We start from the raw sequence: 16797 nt of genomic DNA on the forward strand, positions 1-16797 counted from the left end.
CTATATCCCAAAATCACAACTCTTTCCACATATCAGTGGCAAAATACATAAGCGCAGCCCAGGTGTAAACCGAATAGAAATGTCCCCTGTCATCCAGTCCACTCTTTAATATTCTCTTGGCATCCTCCCTTGTAAGAAGGGCAAAGCCGTCAAAACACTCCTGCCCAAGAGCTCCGGACTGATCCAGCTTATCCGTGGTATCCTGCCTCAGCACTATGCACACAAGGCCGTTACTCTCATCCGTCATACCGGGAGTACTAAAGAGCAGCGGGTTGATGGTATAGATGCTGTCCGTCTCAGGGTTAAAAACAATTCCGGTCTCCTCCTGCAATTCTCTGATAGCAGCGGTGTGTACCGGATTCTCGCAGTCTGAATCCTCCGGGTCAAGGAGTCCTGCGGGAACTCCCAGAAGAAATCTTCCCACTGGATATCTGAACTCATAGGATAAAAGAAGCCTCGGCTCCTGTCCCTTGTTTTCTATAATAACGGCGCAGCTCACCGCATCCGGAAGCATGGCCTTAAACTCAGACTCAGGCATTGGAGCCACAAGGTGCTCCTTATCTCTTCTGGTGGCATCGAAGTAGTGCTTACCCTCTGCGTACTGCAGATCGAACATTCTGATGAACTTCTTATCTATAACTGTCTGAACGCATTCCTTGGTGATATTCGGCTCTTTGCTCATAGTGCCCTCCACTGTATTTCAAACAATAGTATCCTATTTTTTACCTAGAGATATTAACACGAAAACCCCCATAGTTCAATTGAACCATGGGGGCCTGTGATCATAAAATATAGAAAATTAAATTACTTAACAGTTACAGATGTGATGTGTGGGTTAGCGCCCTCATACCAGTACAGGAAACCTTCCATATCTACAGTCTGACCAACCTCAAGTGCCTGAACAGCCTTGTATACATCGCTGTCCTTGTCGCAGAGGTAAGACTCTACTGTGAAGTTGTAGGTCTGTCCGTTAACGGAAACGTTGAAATAAAGGTCATCGCCCTCAGAGCCTGAGCCGTCCCACTTGTAAAGGAAAGCTACTTCGTTGCCGTCAGCATCTGTTGAAGGCTCAACTGTCATTCCCTTGAATGCTGCGAAAATGTTCTGTTTCTTAACAAGATCATCGGTTCCGAGAAGCTCTGTTACATCCTCAGGTGTTGCTACGAAGGTGTCACCCTCTTCGATCTCGAAAGTAGAATCTACGATCTCAACTTCTCCTGACCACTCTGACTTGTAACCTGTAACCTTGATCTTGGTTCCGGGAACAAGCTTGTTGTAATCCTCTTCTGAGCAGGGCATCTCGTAAATGAAATAAGCTCCGTCAGCATCCTGTGTGTAGATGGTTGCCTTATCCTCCCACCAGGACTGCTTAGCCTGTACGTAGGTCTCAACAACTACCTCTGAATCAAGCTCAGCTGCTGCATACTCCTCGTATGTCATAACGCCTTCGCCCTTGGCTGCTGTTTCTGTTACAGCTTCCTCTACTACCTCTTCTGCTGTGCTTGCAGCTTCCTCTGCAGCCTCTGCTGCTACGCTAGCTGCCTCCTGTGCTGCCTCTGGTACTGCGCTTGCTGCCTCTCCTGCTGTGTTGGTGGCTGTTTCTTTGCCGCAACCTGCTGCAGAAAGTGCAAGAACTGCTGTAAGTGCTACTGCCAGTGTCTTTTTCATAATATTCCTCCTATTATGTGTTTTCCGAGGTCTTCGCACGGTTAGTCCCGGGTCAAAGCCTCATTATCAACTACAAACAATTGAATTATACAAGCCTAGCGGTTACGATGCAATATCAATTCTTTAGCCCAGTAAAGTCCTATAAGTATCCAGACCACTACAAGTCCCGTTATAAGTAGCCTTGACGCCGTGGGAAGCTCTCCCAGCTCGGCCTTGCCTCCTGCCTGGACCTTGCTCTGATCCAGGTGATACAAAGCCTCGGTCTCCTTGTAGAGAGATTCAAAATAGGCATCATCCACGGTCTTTTTTCTGCGGACAGATTTGGTCACGTTCTCAATCAGCTGCCCCGCGGCATCTCTTACTGAGGCAGAGCCGTTGAAAACCGGGGTGATGAAGGTCTTGTCGGCATTCTCCATAAGGAGTCTCGCCGCTTTTATCTTAACATCGTAGTGGGTGGTGTTATCGGTACCGGCAAGTTCAAGGTATTCCTGATACTCGGGACTTAGCTGAGCCTTGCTGGTGACAGGAACGTAACCTTCCGTCTCCGAATACGCTATCTGCACCTCGTTGGTGAGAAGATACTGGGTAAAGAGCCAGGAAGCCAGCACCTCCTGTGAATCAGCTTTGTTAAAAATACATACCGAAGGCCCCTGGGACATCATATAGGGCTTCGAAGTATCGAACTGAGGCAGCATCATAACCTCTGTCTCAAAGTCCACAATCTTGTCCTTGGCGATATCCACCAGCGGAGCATCACTTCCCATCCAGGTTGCTCCCGCAGTTGAGTCAATTGCGAAGATGCACTGGCCCGCATTCAGGAAATTGGCGGGATAGCCCGAGATCTTGAAGGTGGAGAAAGCGCCTGTCCCTGTGTGCTCTGCGACAGTCTTAAGTATCTCTTTGGTATCGTCGTTAAAAAGCTGAATGCTGCCGTCATAATCGGTGTAAGGCGCACCCTTTTGCTTCAGCATCGTTATCATCATGTTGTCAGTGGACTTGTAGATGAAGGGAATCATGACGTTCTGGCCGTTAACCTTGTAGGTTCCGTCAGTATCAGTCTCCATGGCCTTCTCCGACACCTCCCAGATAAAGTCCCAGGTCAGAGTCCGGGGCAGTGTATATCCAAGCTTCTCAACATAAGTTTTGTTGACATAGCAGGCCTCTGTGGATCTCATGTAAGGAAGACAGTAACAGGTACCGTCAATCCTGCATTCCTGCAAAAACTCAGGGATTATCTCATCCACTGTGGGAGATTCAAACTTGAGGTTCTTCCCTCCAAGCCCGTAGTTCTCATCAGTCATCAGCTCATCCAGCGGCACCACTGTGTTGCTTCCTGTCAGGTAAGTTGCGATGTGGTCGGGATAGGTTATGCAGACATTGGGCGTCGTATCGGTGGAGATGTTGGTGATAACATCGTTATAGATCTTGCCGTAATCTGTGTAGAGCCTCATGTTCACTGTAATATTGGGATAGAGCTCTTCAAAATCCTCTATAGCCTTGCTGTAGATCTTGGTCTGGGTTACGTTGGTATCATTTTTGGCCCAGAAGGTGATCTCAATATTCCTGCTCTCATCAAAGCCATCCGGCACGGAAAAAGACCTTGATGCCACAGCGCCGTGACAGGCTGTCAGCGCAAATACGCCGATAAAAGCAGATAAAGTTATGATAAGCATTCGTTTCATATTATGAATCATTTTTGTCAGCCCTTTGTTCCGCCTCTTGCGACGCCTTCCATTATCTTGTGTCTGAAGATCAGAAAGATAAGAACCAGCGGCACAGAAACAACTACGACCGCCGCCATCATTGCAGGCACGTTCTCTCTTCCGAAGCCGTTTTCCCTGATCTCCTGTATTCCGTTTGATAAGAGGAAATAATTCTTATCATCGGTGATAAGTCTTGGCCACACGTAGCTGTTCCAGCACTCGATGACCTTCAGTATAGTAACGGTCACCAGTGTGGGCCTTGATATTGGCAGCATTACCTTAAGCAGATACCTGAAATCAGAGGTTCCGTCCACCTTGGCAGCCTTGTAGAGTTCCTCCGGGATCTGTTCAAAGTTCTCCTTCAATAGATAGATGTAAAACACCGAGGTCACCGAAGGAAGGATCAGACCCGTGAAGGTATTTCTCAGGTTAAGATTGGTTATGGTGACGTAGTTGGTGATGATGACAAGCTCATTGGGAATCATCATCAGTGACAGAAACAGTGTGAACACTATGTCTTTTCCCTTGAAATCAAGCCTTGCAAAGGCAAAGGCCGACAGGATCACCACGATCATCATAAGGCCCGTTGTTATCACCGTGAAAATAAAGGTGTTGAGATAATACCTGGCCAGAGGCACCGCAGTGAAGGCCTGGACGTAATTCTCAAGAGTGGGGTTTAGTGTGAAGAATTTGGGTATGTACTCCGAGTTGTAGGAGCCATAGCTTTTGACCGAAGTAAGTATCATCCAGTAAAAAGGGAACAGTACCAGCACCGCCCACACGGTCAGTAAAGCGTACCTGATAACTCCCCGCAGCGTATTCTGGATTCTCGTATTTGCTTCGACAGTTTTTATATCCTGATTGTTCATCTTTTTTCTCCGACGAAGTTAGTGATAATAAACGGTCTTTCTGCTGACCATAAGGTTAATGGTGGTTATGGTAAATACGATGGCAAAAAGGATAAGTGCCGCCGCTGATGCATAGGAAGGATATCCTCCGCTGTTACCGTAGAGCATGTCGTATACATAACCAACAATTGTGTTCATTCCCGCAGCATTGAGGTCCGTTCCGAAGAGGGCAACCTCGTCGCTGTAGGCCTTGAAAGCCCCGATGAAGCCTGTGATCACGAGGTAAAAGACCATTGGTGATATCATGGGCAGCGTTATCTTGTAAAAAATCCTGAAGGGTCTTGTGTCGTCCACCCTTGCCGCCTTGTAGTACATGGGATTGACGGAGGACAGCGCGCTTGTAAGGATCAGGATCTTGAAGGGCATTACAGTCCATATGGTATAGAAGCACATAACGAACATCTTGGCCCAGTAGGGACCGTCGATAAAATCAACACCCTTGCCGCCGAAGGTCTGTATCAGTATGGAGACAAGGCCGTCGGAGTAGGGAGTTTTTTTGAACAAAACCATGAAAACAAGACCTACAGCCAGCGTATTGGTGACGTAGGGCAGAAAATATACGGTCTGGTAAAAGTCTCTGAGAACCTTGATGGAACTAAGGCCAAGGGAGATCAAAAGAGCGATTCCGGTGGAAAGAGGAACCGTTATGATAACAATAATGAAGGTATTCTTAAGAGCCTGGATGAAATAGGGATCCCTAAGGACATAGGAATAATTGTAGGTTCCCGTTCCAAAGTAGCTCTGGGATGCAAAGTTATAACCTTCCTCAAAGGAATATACCAGAACGTCCACGAGAGGATAGACCATGAATATCCCTAAGAATAAGATGGCCGGAAGAAGACACAGCCACGCTGTCAGATTCTTCTTCATGCTTCCACCCTGATCCTTTCCTCACTGCCCTTGTCAAAGAGTCTAACTTTGGAAGGTTTAAGAGCAAAACGAACACTTCCGTCCTTGGAGTCTATAAGTTCCTCGGAGGGAATGATGGCTCTTATGTTTTCCCCAAGGAAATTGCCGTGTCTTGCGATGACGCTGGTATCGCGGCCCATGACTTCACGGCCTATGAATTCGCAGATAAGGGGACCGCTTGGATCCACAACAAAACCCTCGGGTCTTACAGCGACATATACATCTCCGTCTCTGACTCCGGGTGCGTCGCAGACCTGCGCCTTATCTATATATACTTTTTCACCTATTACTTCACCGGTAAAAACGTTGATCTGGGGAGTCCCCAGGAACTTGGCAACAAAAAGGTTGATGGGATCGTCATAGATGTCCTGAGGCTTGCCCATCTGCTGCAGAACTCCGTCCTTCATTACGACGATGGTGTCGGAAATGCTCATGGCTTCTTCCTGGTCATGGGTTACAAATACAGTGGTGATACCGGTCTCCAGCTGTATTCTCTTAAGTTCCTCTCTGGTCTGGAGCCTGAGCCTTGCGTCAAGGTTGGATAAGGGCTCGTCCAGAAGAAGCACCTGGGGTCTCTTAACCAGTGCTCTTGCGATGGCAACTCTCTGCTGCTGTCCGCCGGACATCTCATTGGGCTTTCTGTCCAGAAGCTCTTCAATCTGTACGAGCTTGGCGGCCTCCAGGACTTTTTCCTCCATCTGCTGTTTGGTGAGCTTCTTGTCACCTCTAAGATTCTCAAGCGGGAATCTGATATTCTCTCTGACGCTTAAGTGGGGATACAGGGCATAGTTCTGAAACACAAGTCCCACGCCTCTTTTCTCCGGCGCAAGCGCTGTGACGTCCAGGTCCCCAAAATATATTTTGCCCTCGGTGGGCTTCTCAAGTCCGCAGATCAGATTGAGAGCGGTACTTTTGCCGCAGCCCGAAGGTCCCAGAAGGCCAATTAGTTTACCGTCCGGGATTGTAAAATCAAAATCATTTACCGCCACAACTTCGTCCCTGATCTTCTTGTTCCTGTTGGGGAAGCGTTTGGTCAGGTGCTCTAATACTATTTTCATAACTGCTCCTCGTCTGTTTTAGATCTGATGTCTTACTACCTTGTATTCGTCCCCATCCTGGTAGTATGGGCATTCCTTGTTATTGCCGGACATGAGTCTGTAATAGTCATCTTCGTCCATGTTGACCATACAGGTGTAGCACTCCCAGTCCTCGTCATATACATAATTGGCACAGCTGTCACAGATCATACAAAATCCTCTCTCATGGGGTTAAAGATGTCAAGGAGAATTCCCGCTTCAAGGCAGGTGCAGCCGTGGATCACATCGTTCATCTTAAGCATGGTATCTCCGGCCTTAACTACCTTTTTAACCCCGTCTATCTCAAATTCGAATTCGCCGCTGACAACATAGGTTATCTGGGTGTGTGGGTGGTGATGAAGGGCTCCCACTGCGCCTTTTTCAAAGGTATTCTCAACGCACATAAGGTCGTCTGTGTAGGCAAGAACTCTTCTTACCACGCCATTTCCCTGATCCTGGGGCTCTGCGTCCTTGTGAAATACCCATCTAACGTCCTTCATATTCTATTTCCTCCGTTAAAAGTTCATTGCTTCAAGATATGCTTCGTCAAAGCTGTCAATTGCCGCCAGTTCCACTGTTTGGGCCGTATCAGTGATGTGCCCAAGCTTTGCATCGGCAGCCGCCTCACTCTCACTTCCTAAAAGGACTGCTGCGGTGTACATAGCTGCCCCCTTAAGTGATGTGTTACCGGCTGCAATTATCTTACCATCAAATCCTTCGGGAAACATCCTAAGTCTTGCAATTTTCTCCGGAATAATATGGCTTCCGAAGCCTCCTGCAATATAGACCTTGTCAGGAATCATCTCTCCCACAAGGGTTCCGGCCCCGGTTAGTATTGCGGCCTTGGCAAGCTGGACATTTCTGATATCCTGCTGAGTGAAACGGATCTGTCCGTCCTCTGTGACAGGAAAGCCTTCATCAAAATATTCGTCGGATAAAAGGCCTGTCTCGTCCATGATACCGCTCCTTGCAAGCTCGGAAGTTATCTCACATACTGCGGTTCCGCAGAGGCCGATTGGTGGCTGCGCGGAAGATGTACCCTGCCTCTGTATTGTTTCATACTTCGCTCTGCTTGTTGTTTCATCTATTTCCACGTGGCTGATGGCACCGGGAATACTTGCCACTCCGCAGCTGATACCGCCAGCCTCAAAGACAGGACCTGCCGCAGCAGAGGTAACCTTAAGGTTCTCGCCGTCAAAAAAGGTCATCTCTCCGTTGGTTCCAAGGTCAATGAAGAAGTATCTCTCTTCGCCGCGTAATGTAAGGCTAAACAGCCCCCCTACGATATCTGCGCCGACAAAGGATGAGATTCCGGGCAGGATCGTGAGCTTAGCGCCCCGGATACTGCCAAAAAGCCTGTCCGAATCCATTTTTACCATTGCTGTGGACACTGGTGTGTAGGGATATTTCCCAAGTCCCGATGCATCCATGCCTTCAAGGAGATGCAGCATCGTGGTGTTGCCGGCAATGGTGATGGCTCCGATGGAAGGATTATTAGAAATATCGCCTGTGGAACCTCCGCCGAATTCTCTTATAAGTTCTTGTATGAGTTCTTCAATATCAGTTATGACAAGGCTTTGCAGCTCTTTGGCTGTCTCGCTGTCCTCAGCGGCTGCAATCCTTGATATCACGTCGTTTCCGTATTTGCGCTGGTGATTGACACAGCTGGCGGTTCCAAGGACCTCGTAGGACTGCGGATCATCTGATCTGTTGCTGTCTGTAGCGGGCCGTATCAAGGCTGCGGCAATGGTGGTTGTGCCAAGGTCGATGGCGATGCCGAGGTTGTCTGATTTACCTATCGCCTGGTCTGTACCTTTTTTCACCGTCTCTATGCTTATGTTCTCTTCGTCCACTGCATCCGTAAGACTTATGGCACAGTTATCTTCAAGGATGCACCTGCATAAGAGCCTGTAGCCCTGAAATATTTCCTCCGCTGTCAGCTTAGCCTTTTCATCGTCACGGGCTTCCGGCGCGCCTTGAGTAAACCTGACTCTGCATCTGCCGCATCTTCCTGCGCCTGTGCAGGGAAGACTGTAGGAGATACCGGTGGAATCCAGGAGATCCTTAAGCTTAGTGCCCTGCACAGAGGTCAGATCGTAGGTCCGGTCATATGTAATTATCGTTACTTTAATCTCATCCGCCTTCATACATCACTAGTTTAGCACAAAAAAGTTGGAATTTTCCCAGCAAATGTGCGAAAATAGGTAATGTCAGACAATTCGACAATTATTTAGTCAAAAAATTATTAAGACATAAATTTGTACATATGAAAGGAGATTGTTATGGGAATTATTTCTGCAGCACTTCAGGCTGGCGGCAGCGTTTTGGCGGATCAGTGGAGAGAGTACTTCTACTGCCCTTCACTTCCGAACGATGTGCTTCTTACAAAGGGTGAGAACAAGCCCGGAAGAGGTCAGAACAAAAAAGGAACAACCAACGTAATATCCAACGGCTCAATCATCGCCGTTAACGAAGGTCAGTGTATGATCCTCGTTGATCAGGGACAGATCACTGAGATCTGTGCTGAGGCAGGCGAATTTGTATATGACGCATCTTCCGAGCCTTCAGTATTCTACGGAGACCTGGGTGAGAACATCGTTGCCAGCTTCAGGCAGTGGGGCAAGAGAATCGGCTTTGGCGGCAGCGCAGGAACCGATCAGAGAGTATATTTCATCAACACCAAGGAGATCCTTGGCAACAAGTATGGCACAGTTAACCCTGTTCCTTTCCGTGTTGTTGATACAAATATCGGCCTTGATATGGACGTAAGCATCAAGTGTCACGGCGAATACAGCTATCATGTTATCGACCCTGTTCTTTTCTACAAGAACATCTGCGGCAACGTTGACGGCGAATTCAGAAAAGACAAGATTGAATCACAGCTTAAGAGCGAGCTTCTTACAGCACTTCAGCCCGCATTTGCGAAAATCTCCGAGATGGGCATCAGATACAGCGCTCTTCCGGGACACACAACCGAGATCGCAGATGCACTCAACGACGTTCTGTCCAAGAAGTGGCGTGAATTCTACGGTATCGAGATTTCTTCCTTCGGCGTAAGCTCAGTTACAGCGAACGAGGAAGATGAGAAGACAATTAAAGAGCTCCAGAGAGCAGGCGCTCTTCGTAATCCCAATATGGCAGCTGCAACAATCGCAAGTGCTCAGGCACAGGCAATGCAGGATGCTGCCAAGAATACTAATGCAGGCCCTATGATGGCCTTTGCAGGAATGAACATGGCTCAACAGGCAGGTGGTATGAACGCAGGTCAGCTCTTTAACATGGGCGCTCAGCAGGCAGCTCCTGCTCCTGCTCCTCAGATGGCTCCTTCCGGCGTTTCCTGGACCTGCTCCTGCGGCGCTGTTAACAGCGGCAACTTCTGCACACAGTGCGGCTCCAAGAGACCTGCAGCAGGCTGGACCTGCTCCTGCGGCGCAGTAAACACCGGCAATTTCTGCAGCCAGTGCGGAAGCCCCAGACCGGCTAACCAATAATTGTTCTACAGAGGATAATAATGGCTTTACAAGAATATGAATGCCCCGCCTGTGGCGGGGCAATGGAATTTAACCCCAAAACTCAGAAGATCAAATGTCCCTACTGTGATTCCGAGTTTGATGTAAAAGATTATGTGGCCAATCACAACTCAACCAGCAGCGGTGAAGCCGTGGAAAGTAGTTCCCAGGGGCAGACAGGTCCCGAGACACAGATGTATATCTACCACTGCGGTTCCTGCGGCGGTGAAATTCTTGCCACAGAATCCCTTGGTTCAATGAAATGCCCCTTCTGCAGCAACAACGTTGCGGTAAGTGAGAAGTTCACAGGAGAATTTAAGCCCGACTACATCATCCCCTTCAAGAAGACTAAGGAAGATGCCATCGCAGCTTACACCGGATATGTCAAATCCAAGAAGCTCCTGCCCAAGGTCTTTTTTGAAAAAAATCATATCGATGAGATAAAAGGTGTCTATGTGCCCTTCTGGCTCTTTGATGCAACCGAGAGTTTCCAGGGTTACTATGAGGGAACCAGAGTCAGAACCTGGAGCGACAGAAACTACAACTACACAGAGACCAAGTTCTATGACATCCGCAGAGAAGGTACCGAAGACTTCGAAAAGGTTCCGGTAGACGGATCCAAAGAGATGCCCGATGACCTTATGGAGTCCCTGGAGCCCTTTGACCAGAGCGAGCTTACTCCCTTTAACATGGCATATCTGGCCGGATTTCTGGCAAACAAATACAATGTCAGTGCCTCGGAGTCACAGCCCAGAGCCCTTGACAGAATTAAGACCTCTGTGGCCTCAGACTTTAGAGCCACCGTATCAGGCTACGGCTCCGTAAGACCCATTACCGAGAATGCAGGGACCCTGCGTACCTCCAATAAGTATGCCCTTTATCCCTGCTATATCCTGAGTACCACCTGGGAAGGCAAGAACTACATCTTTGCCATGAACGGACAGAGCGGCAAATTTGTGGGTGACCTGCCCTTTAGCATGAAGGAAGCCCTGAAATACTACTTCCCCATCGCAGGAGTTGCAGCGGCCATAGCCTATTTCATCTTTTATTTCTTTATGTGATTTTGCGTAATTCTAAGACAGAGACTGGAATTTTGAATTTAAATGAAAATAAAAATTAGTAACCCTATAATTAAATATTTGGTGAGCCTTACTCTCATCCTTGCTTTTATGCTTGTTCCTTCACTCACAGCCTCGGCATTTGGTGATCTCTGGGACTCCTACGAAGTTCCGGACACCAGACAGAAGCCTCTGGTCTACGATACCGCGGACCTTTTAAGTGACAGCGAAGAAGCACAGCTCCTTGAATACTTTCAGTCAATCAGCAAGGCTCACAACTGTAACGTCTGCGTACTTACCGTAGATGATTATTCAGGCGGCATACAGGATTTTACAGATGATTATTTCGACTATAACGGAATGGGAGCTGAATATGGTAACAGCGGCGTCCTCTTCATGATCGCCATGGGGGACAGATCCTTTTGCTGGTGCACTGACGGAATAGGTAACATAGCCTTTACCGACTATGGAAAAGATAAGATTATTGACGAAATGATGGATGATCTTTCTTCGGGATATTATTATAATGCACTAAAGATTTACGGCGATTATGCCGATAAATATTTACAGATGTACGAAGAGGGCACTCCTTACGATATCGGTGCAAGAGCCCCAAGAAGTGCCTCAGATCTGGCCTTTGGCGGCCTTGTATGTATCCTCATAGGCCTGGTAGTTGCCATTATTCCGATTCTTATCATGAAGGCCCAGCTAAACACCGTACACATGAATGCATCCGCTCAGGGCTATCAGTCCCACAAGGGCATTAATCTGACACTGCATAACGACTCCTACAGAACAATGAGAGTTACCAAGACTCCCATTCCCAGGGACAACGACTCAAGAGGCTCAGGCGGCGGCACCACGCTTCATACATCAAGCTCCGGCCACAGCCACGGCGGCGGCCACGGACATTTCTAATCCTACAACTGTTTGATTGCGAGGTTAATCAGTGAAAATAGGAAGCAAAGTCAGTACATTTCTATGTACATCTTTGGCCATCCTGATTATGTCATATGCACTTTATCTTTTGGGATCGGCAGGGATCAGTACCGAAAGTCGCTACGACCTTGTCCAGCTCGAGCAGGGCTGGACTGTTAGTCGTGGGGATGATTCGTTCAAGACCGATTCCCTCTCTAAGACTTCCGTCGGCATTATGAACAAAGGCGACTTTGTCACCATCACTTCTACTCTTCCTTCCGACGGCATTACCCCGGCTACTATCGAATTTCGCTCCATCCTGTCCACCGTTGATATTAAAATTGACGGTCAGCCATACTACAGCTATGGTCAGGAGCTTGCGGAAAAAGGCAAAATGATGCCCAAGATAATGCATTTCGTCAAACTTCCTGATGATTACCGGGGTAAAACGATAGAAATCACCATGACAGCCCAGGACAACAACGCTTTCTCCGGAATCTCACCTATACTGTTTGGTAACTACAACGACATTGTAAGAAATCTTGTCGAGAAGGACAGAATAGCCCTTGTCATCGGTATTTTCCTGACAACCCTGGGCTTTATCCTTCTTATCCTGGCGCCCTTTTTTGTTTTGTCCAAAAGAAAGGATTTCAGTATCGGTTTTGAAGGACTTTTATCCATCTTCATGGGTGCTTACATCCTTAGCTACAACGACATCCTCTGGTACCTGTCAGACAAAGCTGAGTTTTACACCTTTATCGAATACTTCTCACTGTTTTCACTTCCCATGGCAATTCTGGGCTTCATCGTGTCCGCAAGGCAGGTAATCGCAAGGAAATTCCTTATTGGTTTCTTTATCCTGAATACCGCTTTTGCCATTTTTACCACCCTTATGCATATCTTCAATATCATCCACATCTGTCATTTCGTGCAGTATCTCCACGCTTTGGCCATAGTGGAGGGTGTTGTTATCATACCGACACTGATAGTTCGCTTTGTCAAAAACACCAAGTCCGACGATATCTTCGTTCAAAAGAACTACTCCACCTACATGCTCCTTCTGGGCCTTATCCTCTTTATGGGCTGCTCCGTAGTTGATATCATCAAATTCAACATTCTGAAATTCGGGAGCATAGGAGAAGCCACCGCAAGGATCAATTTCATGACTGTAGGAGCCTTCATTTTCATCATCTGTCTGATCCTCAATTACTTCTTCCACAGTATTGAATATATTCACGAGATTTCGGTTCAGCAGCGCCTGGAGGGCCTGGCCTACACCGATGCCCTCACCGGTCTCTCCAACAGAGCCAGGTGCGAACAGGCTCTGGCTAATCTTAAGGACGATTACACAATAATCAGTATTGATCTTGATTATCTCAAATATACCAACGACAATTACGGCCATTTTGCAGGAGATAAGCTTCTTAGCGGCTTTTCAGACATTCTGAAGGAGAGCTTTGCGGATGCTCATATAGTTGGAAGAATGGGCGGTGATGAGTTTATTGCCATTCTCCCTTATATCAACGAGGAGAAATGTCTTAAGGATCTTAAGAACATGCAGGACCTTATGAGCGAGAAATCAGCCAAGGAGAGCCCTATGCGCTACTCCGCATCCTATGGCTATGCCACCAGTAAGGATGAGAAGGTTCAGCCCGGACCCACTGCCCAGAACGTCTACCTTCTTGCAGATGCCCGCATGTATTCCATGAAAAAGAAGCATCATAACCAGTCTCTCGGAAGACTCTATGATGACCTCTTAAAAGCCATGGGCAAAAAATCGGAAGGAGGTGACAGTGATGAATAAAACCCGCCTTCTGAGAATAGTTGCCGCCATCTTCATTGCTCTCGTAGCTGTCACCATTCTGCGCTATATACTTGGCTTTACCCCCAGAGGCGCAATTATTAAGCTTGATACCGGATGGAACGTCAGCATCAATTCCAATACCTATGAAAACGTCGATATTACCAAGATATATCAGATCTTTGATGGGAAACTGCAAAAAAATGACAGGGTCTCCATGTGGATCACCCTGCCGGATGCAGGTAAGCTGGACTTCCCCGTACTGCATTTCAAGAGCCGCTATACGACCCTTAGCTGCTATATTGATGACAATCTCATTTATGAATACGGCCTGATGGACTATGCGGATGGCAAGCATATCGGTAAAGTCAACCACTTTATAACTCTTCCGGAGGACTACGCCGGCAAAACAGTCAGATTCACCATGTATGTAGGAGAGAAAAATCCCTTCTCCAGCCTGGAGCCTGTTACCCTGGGTTCACAGCCTGACGTAGAGAGAATGCTGACCCATGATAATAATCAGATCATTATCACAGGCTTCTTCTTGCTGGCCTTTGGTCTTGCCTTCCTATGCATAACACTGTTTTTCATAACCTCGGTACCGGAAGTAATAACGCTTCTGATAGGCTCAGTGTTTAGCATGTCCATGGGACTGTGGCTTCTTAGCTGCTACAACATCCTCTCGATGTATATGAACGCCCCCGACGAAACTATTATCGAGTACATCACAATGTATTCAATGGTTCCGTTCTGCTACGTAATGCTGTATCTGATCCAAAATATCGAGAATAAAAAGCTGTATCTGATAACCGCCATTGTGGGATGTACGATTCCCATTATGCAATATATTCTTCACTTCGTGTTTGGTATACATCTGCGTTCAACACTTCTGTTGTACCATGTGGACGGACTTGTGGGCTTTGGTCTTATCATATACTTTGCCCAGAAGAACCTGAGGAAAAGAGATATTTCCTCCTCTTCAATGATACAGATGGCCGGCCTGTGCGGCTTCACCTCGGCGGAGGTGGTTCACCTTCTGTTCTACTTTGCAAGTACCCTGCTCCACATAAGTATTTATCAGCCTCTGGAAAAGGGAATAATCTCCATCGGCTGTATCTATTTTGCAATGTGTCAGCTGGCCAACTATCTCGTCAACATCGCTGAGACCTATGCTACCAAAAAAGAGAATATCTCTCTTTCTCATCTGGCCTATGCAGACGGTCTTACCAACCTTGCGAACAGGGCAAAGTCCGACAGCTGCCTCCAAAGCCTCAACGACACAGAGGATGATTACTGCATTATCAGCATCGACCTCAACGGTCTGAAACCCGTAAATGACAAATTCGGTCATCTGGCCGGGGATAAGTATATTAAAGATTTTGCCAAAGTGCTGGGAAATACCTTCGGTGATGATACCTTCAAAGCCAGAATAGGCGGAGATGAATTCCTTGTTATCATCAAGGATTCTTCAGTCGTGGATGTAAGTGCCCTGATCGGGCGCATGAACTCGGCGCTGAACGTTCTCAACGCCCTCTATCCCGAATATCGAAGGAGCGTGTCCACAGGCTATGCCTTCAGACATGAATGCCCGGGCCAGAGCTCCCATGAAGTATACCTCCTCGCAGATCAGCGCATGTATGAACTTAAGCGCAAGATGCACGAGGAGCTGGGAATACATATGAGGCTGTAGGGATATCATCAGCCTATGATCAGATGAAGTACTACAAGAATTGCCAGATACAAAACATTCATCAGGGTGAATACCAGCAGGTATTTGCCCTGATTTTCTCTGTATTCCTGAGTATATGACTTGTAGGAAATAAGACTTGCCATCGATGCAATAAGGGTTCCAAGGCCGCCCACATTAACTCCTATTAAAAGCTCCGTGTAGCTACCGGTAAATCCTGACAGCATCAGTGTCGCAGGCACATTACTGATGAACTGGCTGGCGATGACTGCCACTGCAAATTCATGATTCTCAACCACAGACTTAAGGAAATCACTGACAGAATGAATTTTGGCCATATTTCCCGTAAATATGAAAAAACCAATAAAAGTAAGAAGCAGGATATAATCTGCTCTTCCGATTATCTTTGGAGATATGATCATCACGGTAAAAAGTATTATCAGTGCGGTAATATACCAGGGGATAACACGAAGTACTGTAAGAAGCGCGATCACAAACAAAGCGCAGTATACCGCGATCTGCTTTTTGCTGCCTTCTTTTTCAGGCTCCATAATATCGCTGTTTGTAGCCAGCGTCCCCTTTTTCTCAGGTAAAAACAGTGTGGAAACAAAAAGAAGCACCGCTGCTGCCAGCGTATATGGAAGCATGATTCCAAGGAAAGCCCCTATGGGCATTCCCGTAAGTCCGAAGAGGTACAGATTCTGAGGATTACCTATGGGTGTCAGCATGCTGCCAAGGTTGGCGGCGATGGTCTGAAGCACCACCACAGGAATCATGAGCTTTTCTTTGCGGCAGCCCTTGAGGATCATGATTGCAAAGGGAACGAAGGTTATGAGCGCCACATCATTGGTGATGAACATACTGCTGATAAAGCATAATGCCACCAGCACCAGCGATAGCTGCCATGGACTTTTCACTTTCCTAAGGAGACTTCCCGCAACCTGCTCAAATACGCCGTTTTCCTTAAGTCCCTGAACGATCACCATAAGTCCCCAGAGAATTCCCAGAGACCTGAAATCAATATATCCCAGGTATTCCCTGGATGGATGCACAAAAAAAGCCGATATTACGGCCAATACCCATGCTGCGATCAGCACCGGGTCTGATTTTACCTTGTTAAAAATTGCTTTTACTGAATTCATTACTGCTTATATCCTACTTCTTATTTTCTACAATTATCAGGTGCTGTACAGTCTCTCAATGATTCTGTCCAGAACCTCCTCGGTCACATCTTCGGACAATCCGAACCTGTCCTCATCAAGGGGCAGCATTAATCCTCTCTGGTATACCTGCGCAATGGCATTGGCACAGGATCTGCACTCATATATGTCTCTTAGAGTCAGCGCCTTATCCCAGTCAACATCAGGAATATTAAGGATCCTTGTCATAAAAAGATGTACTACCCTGGCAGCAAGTCTTCTTGGAATCGCACCGTCATGAAGGTAGTACTCAAAAAGGGAAACGTCCTCATCCGTGAGGTCGTTTCCTGTCTTTTCAAAGTATGCATCTATTAAAGACTGTGTAAATTTCTTACTGGTCATAACTATTTCCTCTGCACTC

16 protein-coding genes are annotated in these 16797 nt (G+C 47.2%); 5 read left to right on the forward strand and 11 right to left on the reverse strand.

Annotation, left to right across the window (positions count from 1 at the left end):
- Nucleotides 1-13: 13 nt before the first annotated feature.
- From NXH67_RS07540 to NXH67_RS07580, 9 genes are all read right to left on the reverse strand, one after another.
- The gene (locus NXH67_RS07540) at nt 14-682 is read right to left on the reverse strand and encodes an NUDIX hydrolase (RefSeq protein ID WP_022779040.1); all 669 of its coding nucleotides are present in this window, start codon (nt 680-682) and stop codon (nt 14-16) included.
- A 122-nt stretch (nt 683-804) separates the two neighbouring features.
- Entirely contained in the window at nt 805-1668 is an 864-nt protein-coding gene (locus tag NXH67_RS07545) for a hypothetical protein (protein WP_272796964.1), read from the reverse strand.
- Between the two features lie 95 nt (nt 1669-1763).
- A complete protein-coding gene (locus tag NXH67_RS07550) occupies nt 1764-3350 on the reverse strand; it encodes an ABC transporter substrate-binding protein (protein WP_272796965.1) in 1587 nt (528 codons plus the stop codon).
- Nucleotides 3351-3367: 17 nt separating this feature from the next.
- Complete coding sequence (locus tag NXH67_RS07555) at nt 3368-4240, reverse strand: carbohydrate ABC transporter permease (RefSeq protein ID WP_022779037.1); 873 nt, start codon at nt 4238-4240, stop codon at nt 3368-3370.
- An 18-nt stretch (nt 4241-4258) separates the two neighbouring features.
- Entirely contained in the window at nt 4259-5149 is an 891-nt protein-coding gene (locus NXH67_RS07560; protein ID WP_022779036.1) for a carbohydrate ABC transporter permease, read from the reverse strand.
- Nucleotides 5146-6246, reverse strand: coding sequence for an ABC transporter ATP-binding protein (locus NXH67_RS07565; protein ID WP_022779035.1), 1101 nt, complete (start codon nt 6244-6246; stop codon nt 5146-5148). Before NXH67_RS07565 ends, NXH67_RS07560 begins: the two co-directional genes overlap by 4 nt.
- An 18-nt stretch (nt 6247-6264) precedes the next feature.
- On the reverse strand, nt 6265-6435 hold the full coding sequence (locus tag NXH67_RS07570) for a DUF6472 family protein (protein WP_022767772.1): 171 nt from the start codon (nt 6433-6435) through the stop codon (nt 6265-6267).
- Complete coding sequence (locus NXH67_RS07575; RefSeq protein WP_272796966.1) at nt 6432-6764, reverse strand: cupin domain-containing protein; 333 nt, start codon at nt 6762-6764, stop codon at nt 6432-6434. Before NXH67_RS07575 ends, NXH67_RS07570 begins: the two co-directional genes overlap by 4 nt.
- A 15-nt stretch (nt 6765-6779) precedes the next feature.
- Nucleotides 6780-8411, reverse strand: a complete 1632-nt coding sequence (locus NXH67_RS07580; RefSeq protein ID WP_272796967.1) for an ASKHA domain-containing protein — start codon at nt 8409-8411, stop codon at nt 6780-6782.
- 135 nt (nt 8412-8546) lie between these two features.
- Between NXH67_RS07580 and NXH67_RS07585 the strand changes: the two genes are divergently transcribed.
- From NXH67_RS07585 to NXH67_RS07605, 5 genes are all read left to right on the forward strand, one after another.
- Nucleotides 8547-9755 (forward strand): SPFH domain-containing protein, encoded by a 1209-nt coding sequence (locus NXH67_RS07585; protein ID WP_272796968.1) that lies wholly within the window; start codon nt 8547-8549, stop codon nt 9753-9755.
- Between the two features lie 20 nt (nt 9756-9775).
- Nucleotides 9776-10834, forward strand: a complete 1059-nt coding sequence (locus tag NXH67_RS07590; RefSeq protein WP_272796969.1) for a hypothetical protein — start codon at nt 9776-9778, stop codon at nt 10832-10834.
- Between the two features lie 42 nt (nt 10835-10876).
- Nucleotides 10877-11749: a TPM domain-containing protein gene (locus NXH67_RS07595; RefSeq protein ID WP_272796970.1), complete on the forward strand. Its 873-nt coding sequence runs from the start codon at nt 10877-10879 to the stop codon at nt 11747-11749.
- A gap of 88 nt (nt 11750-11837) precedes the next feature.
- A complete protein-coding gene (locus NXH67_RS07600) occupies nt 11838-13553 on the forward strand; it encodes a sensor domain-containing diguanylate cyclase (RefSeq protein ID WP_272796971.1) in 1716 nt (571 codons plus the stop codon).
- Nucleotides 13546-15240 (forward strand): GGDEF domain-containing protein, encoded by a 1695-nt coding sequence (locus NXH67_RS07605; protein WP_272796972.1) that lies wholly within the window; start codon nt 13546-13548, stop codon nt 15238-15240. Before NXH67_RS07600 ends, NXH67_RS07605 begins: the two co-directional genes overlap by 8 nt.
- Before the next feature lie 8 nt (nt 15241-15248).
- Here NXH67_RS07605 and NXH67_RS07610 read toward each other — a convergent pair whose 3' ends face one another.
- The gene (locus NXH67_RS07610; protein WP_272796973.1) at nt 15249-16379 is read right to left on the reverse strand and encodes an SLC13 family permease; all 1131 of its coding nucleotides are present in this window, start codon (nt 16377-16379) and stop codon (nt 15249-15251) included.
- Nucleotides 16380-16415: 36 nt separating this feature from the next.
- On the reverse strand, nt 16416-16778 hold the full coding sequence (locus tag NXH67_RS07615; protein ID WP_022779026.1) for a hypothetical protein: 363 nt from the start codon (nt 16776-16778) through the stop codon (nt 16416-16418).
- Nucleotides 16779-16797: the final 19 nt, after the last annotated feature.

The sequence above is a fragment of the Butyrivibrio sp. DSM 10294 genome (assembly GCF_028539135.1).
Taxonomy (GTDB): Bacteria; Bacillota; Clostridia; order Lachnospirales; family Lachnospiraceae; genus Butyrivibrio.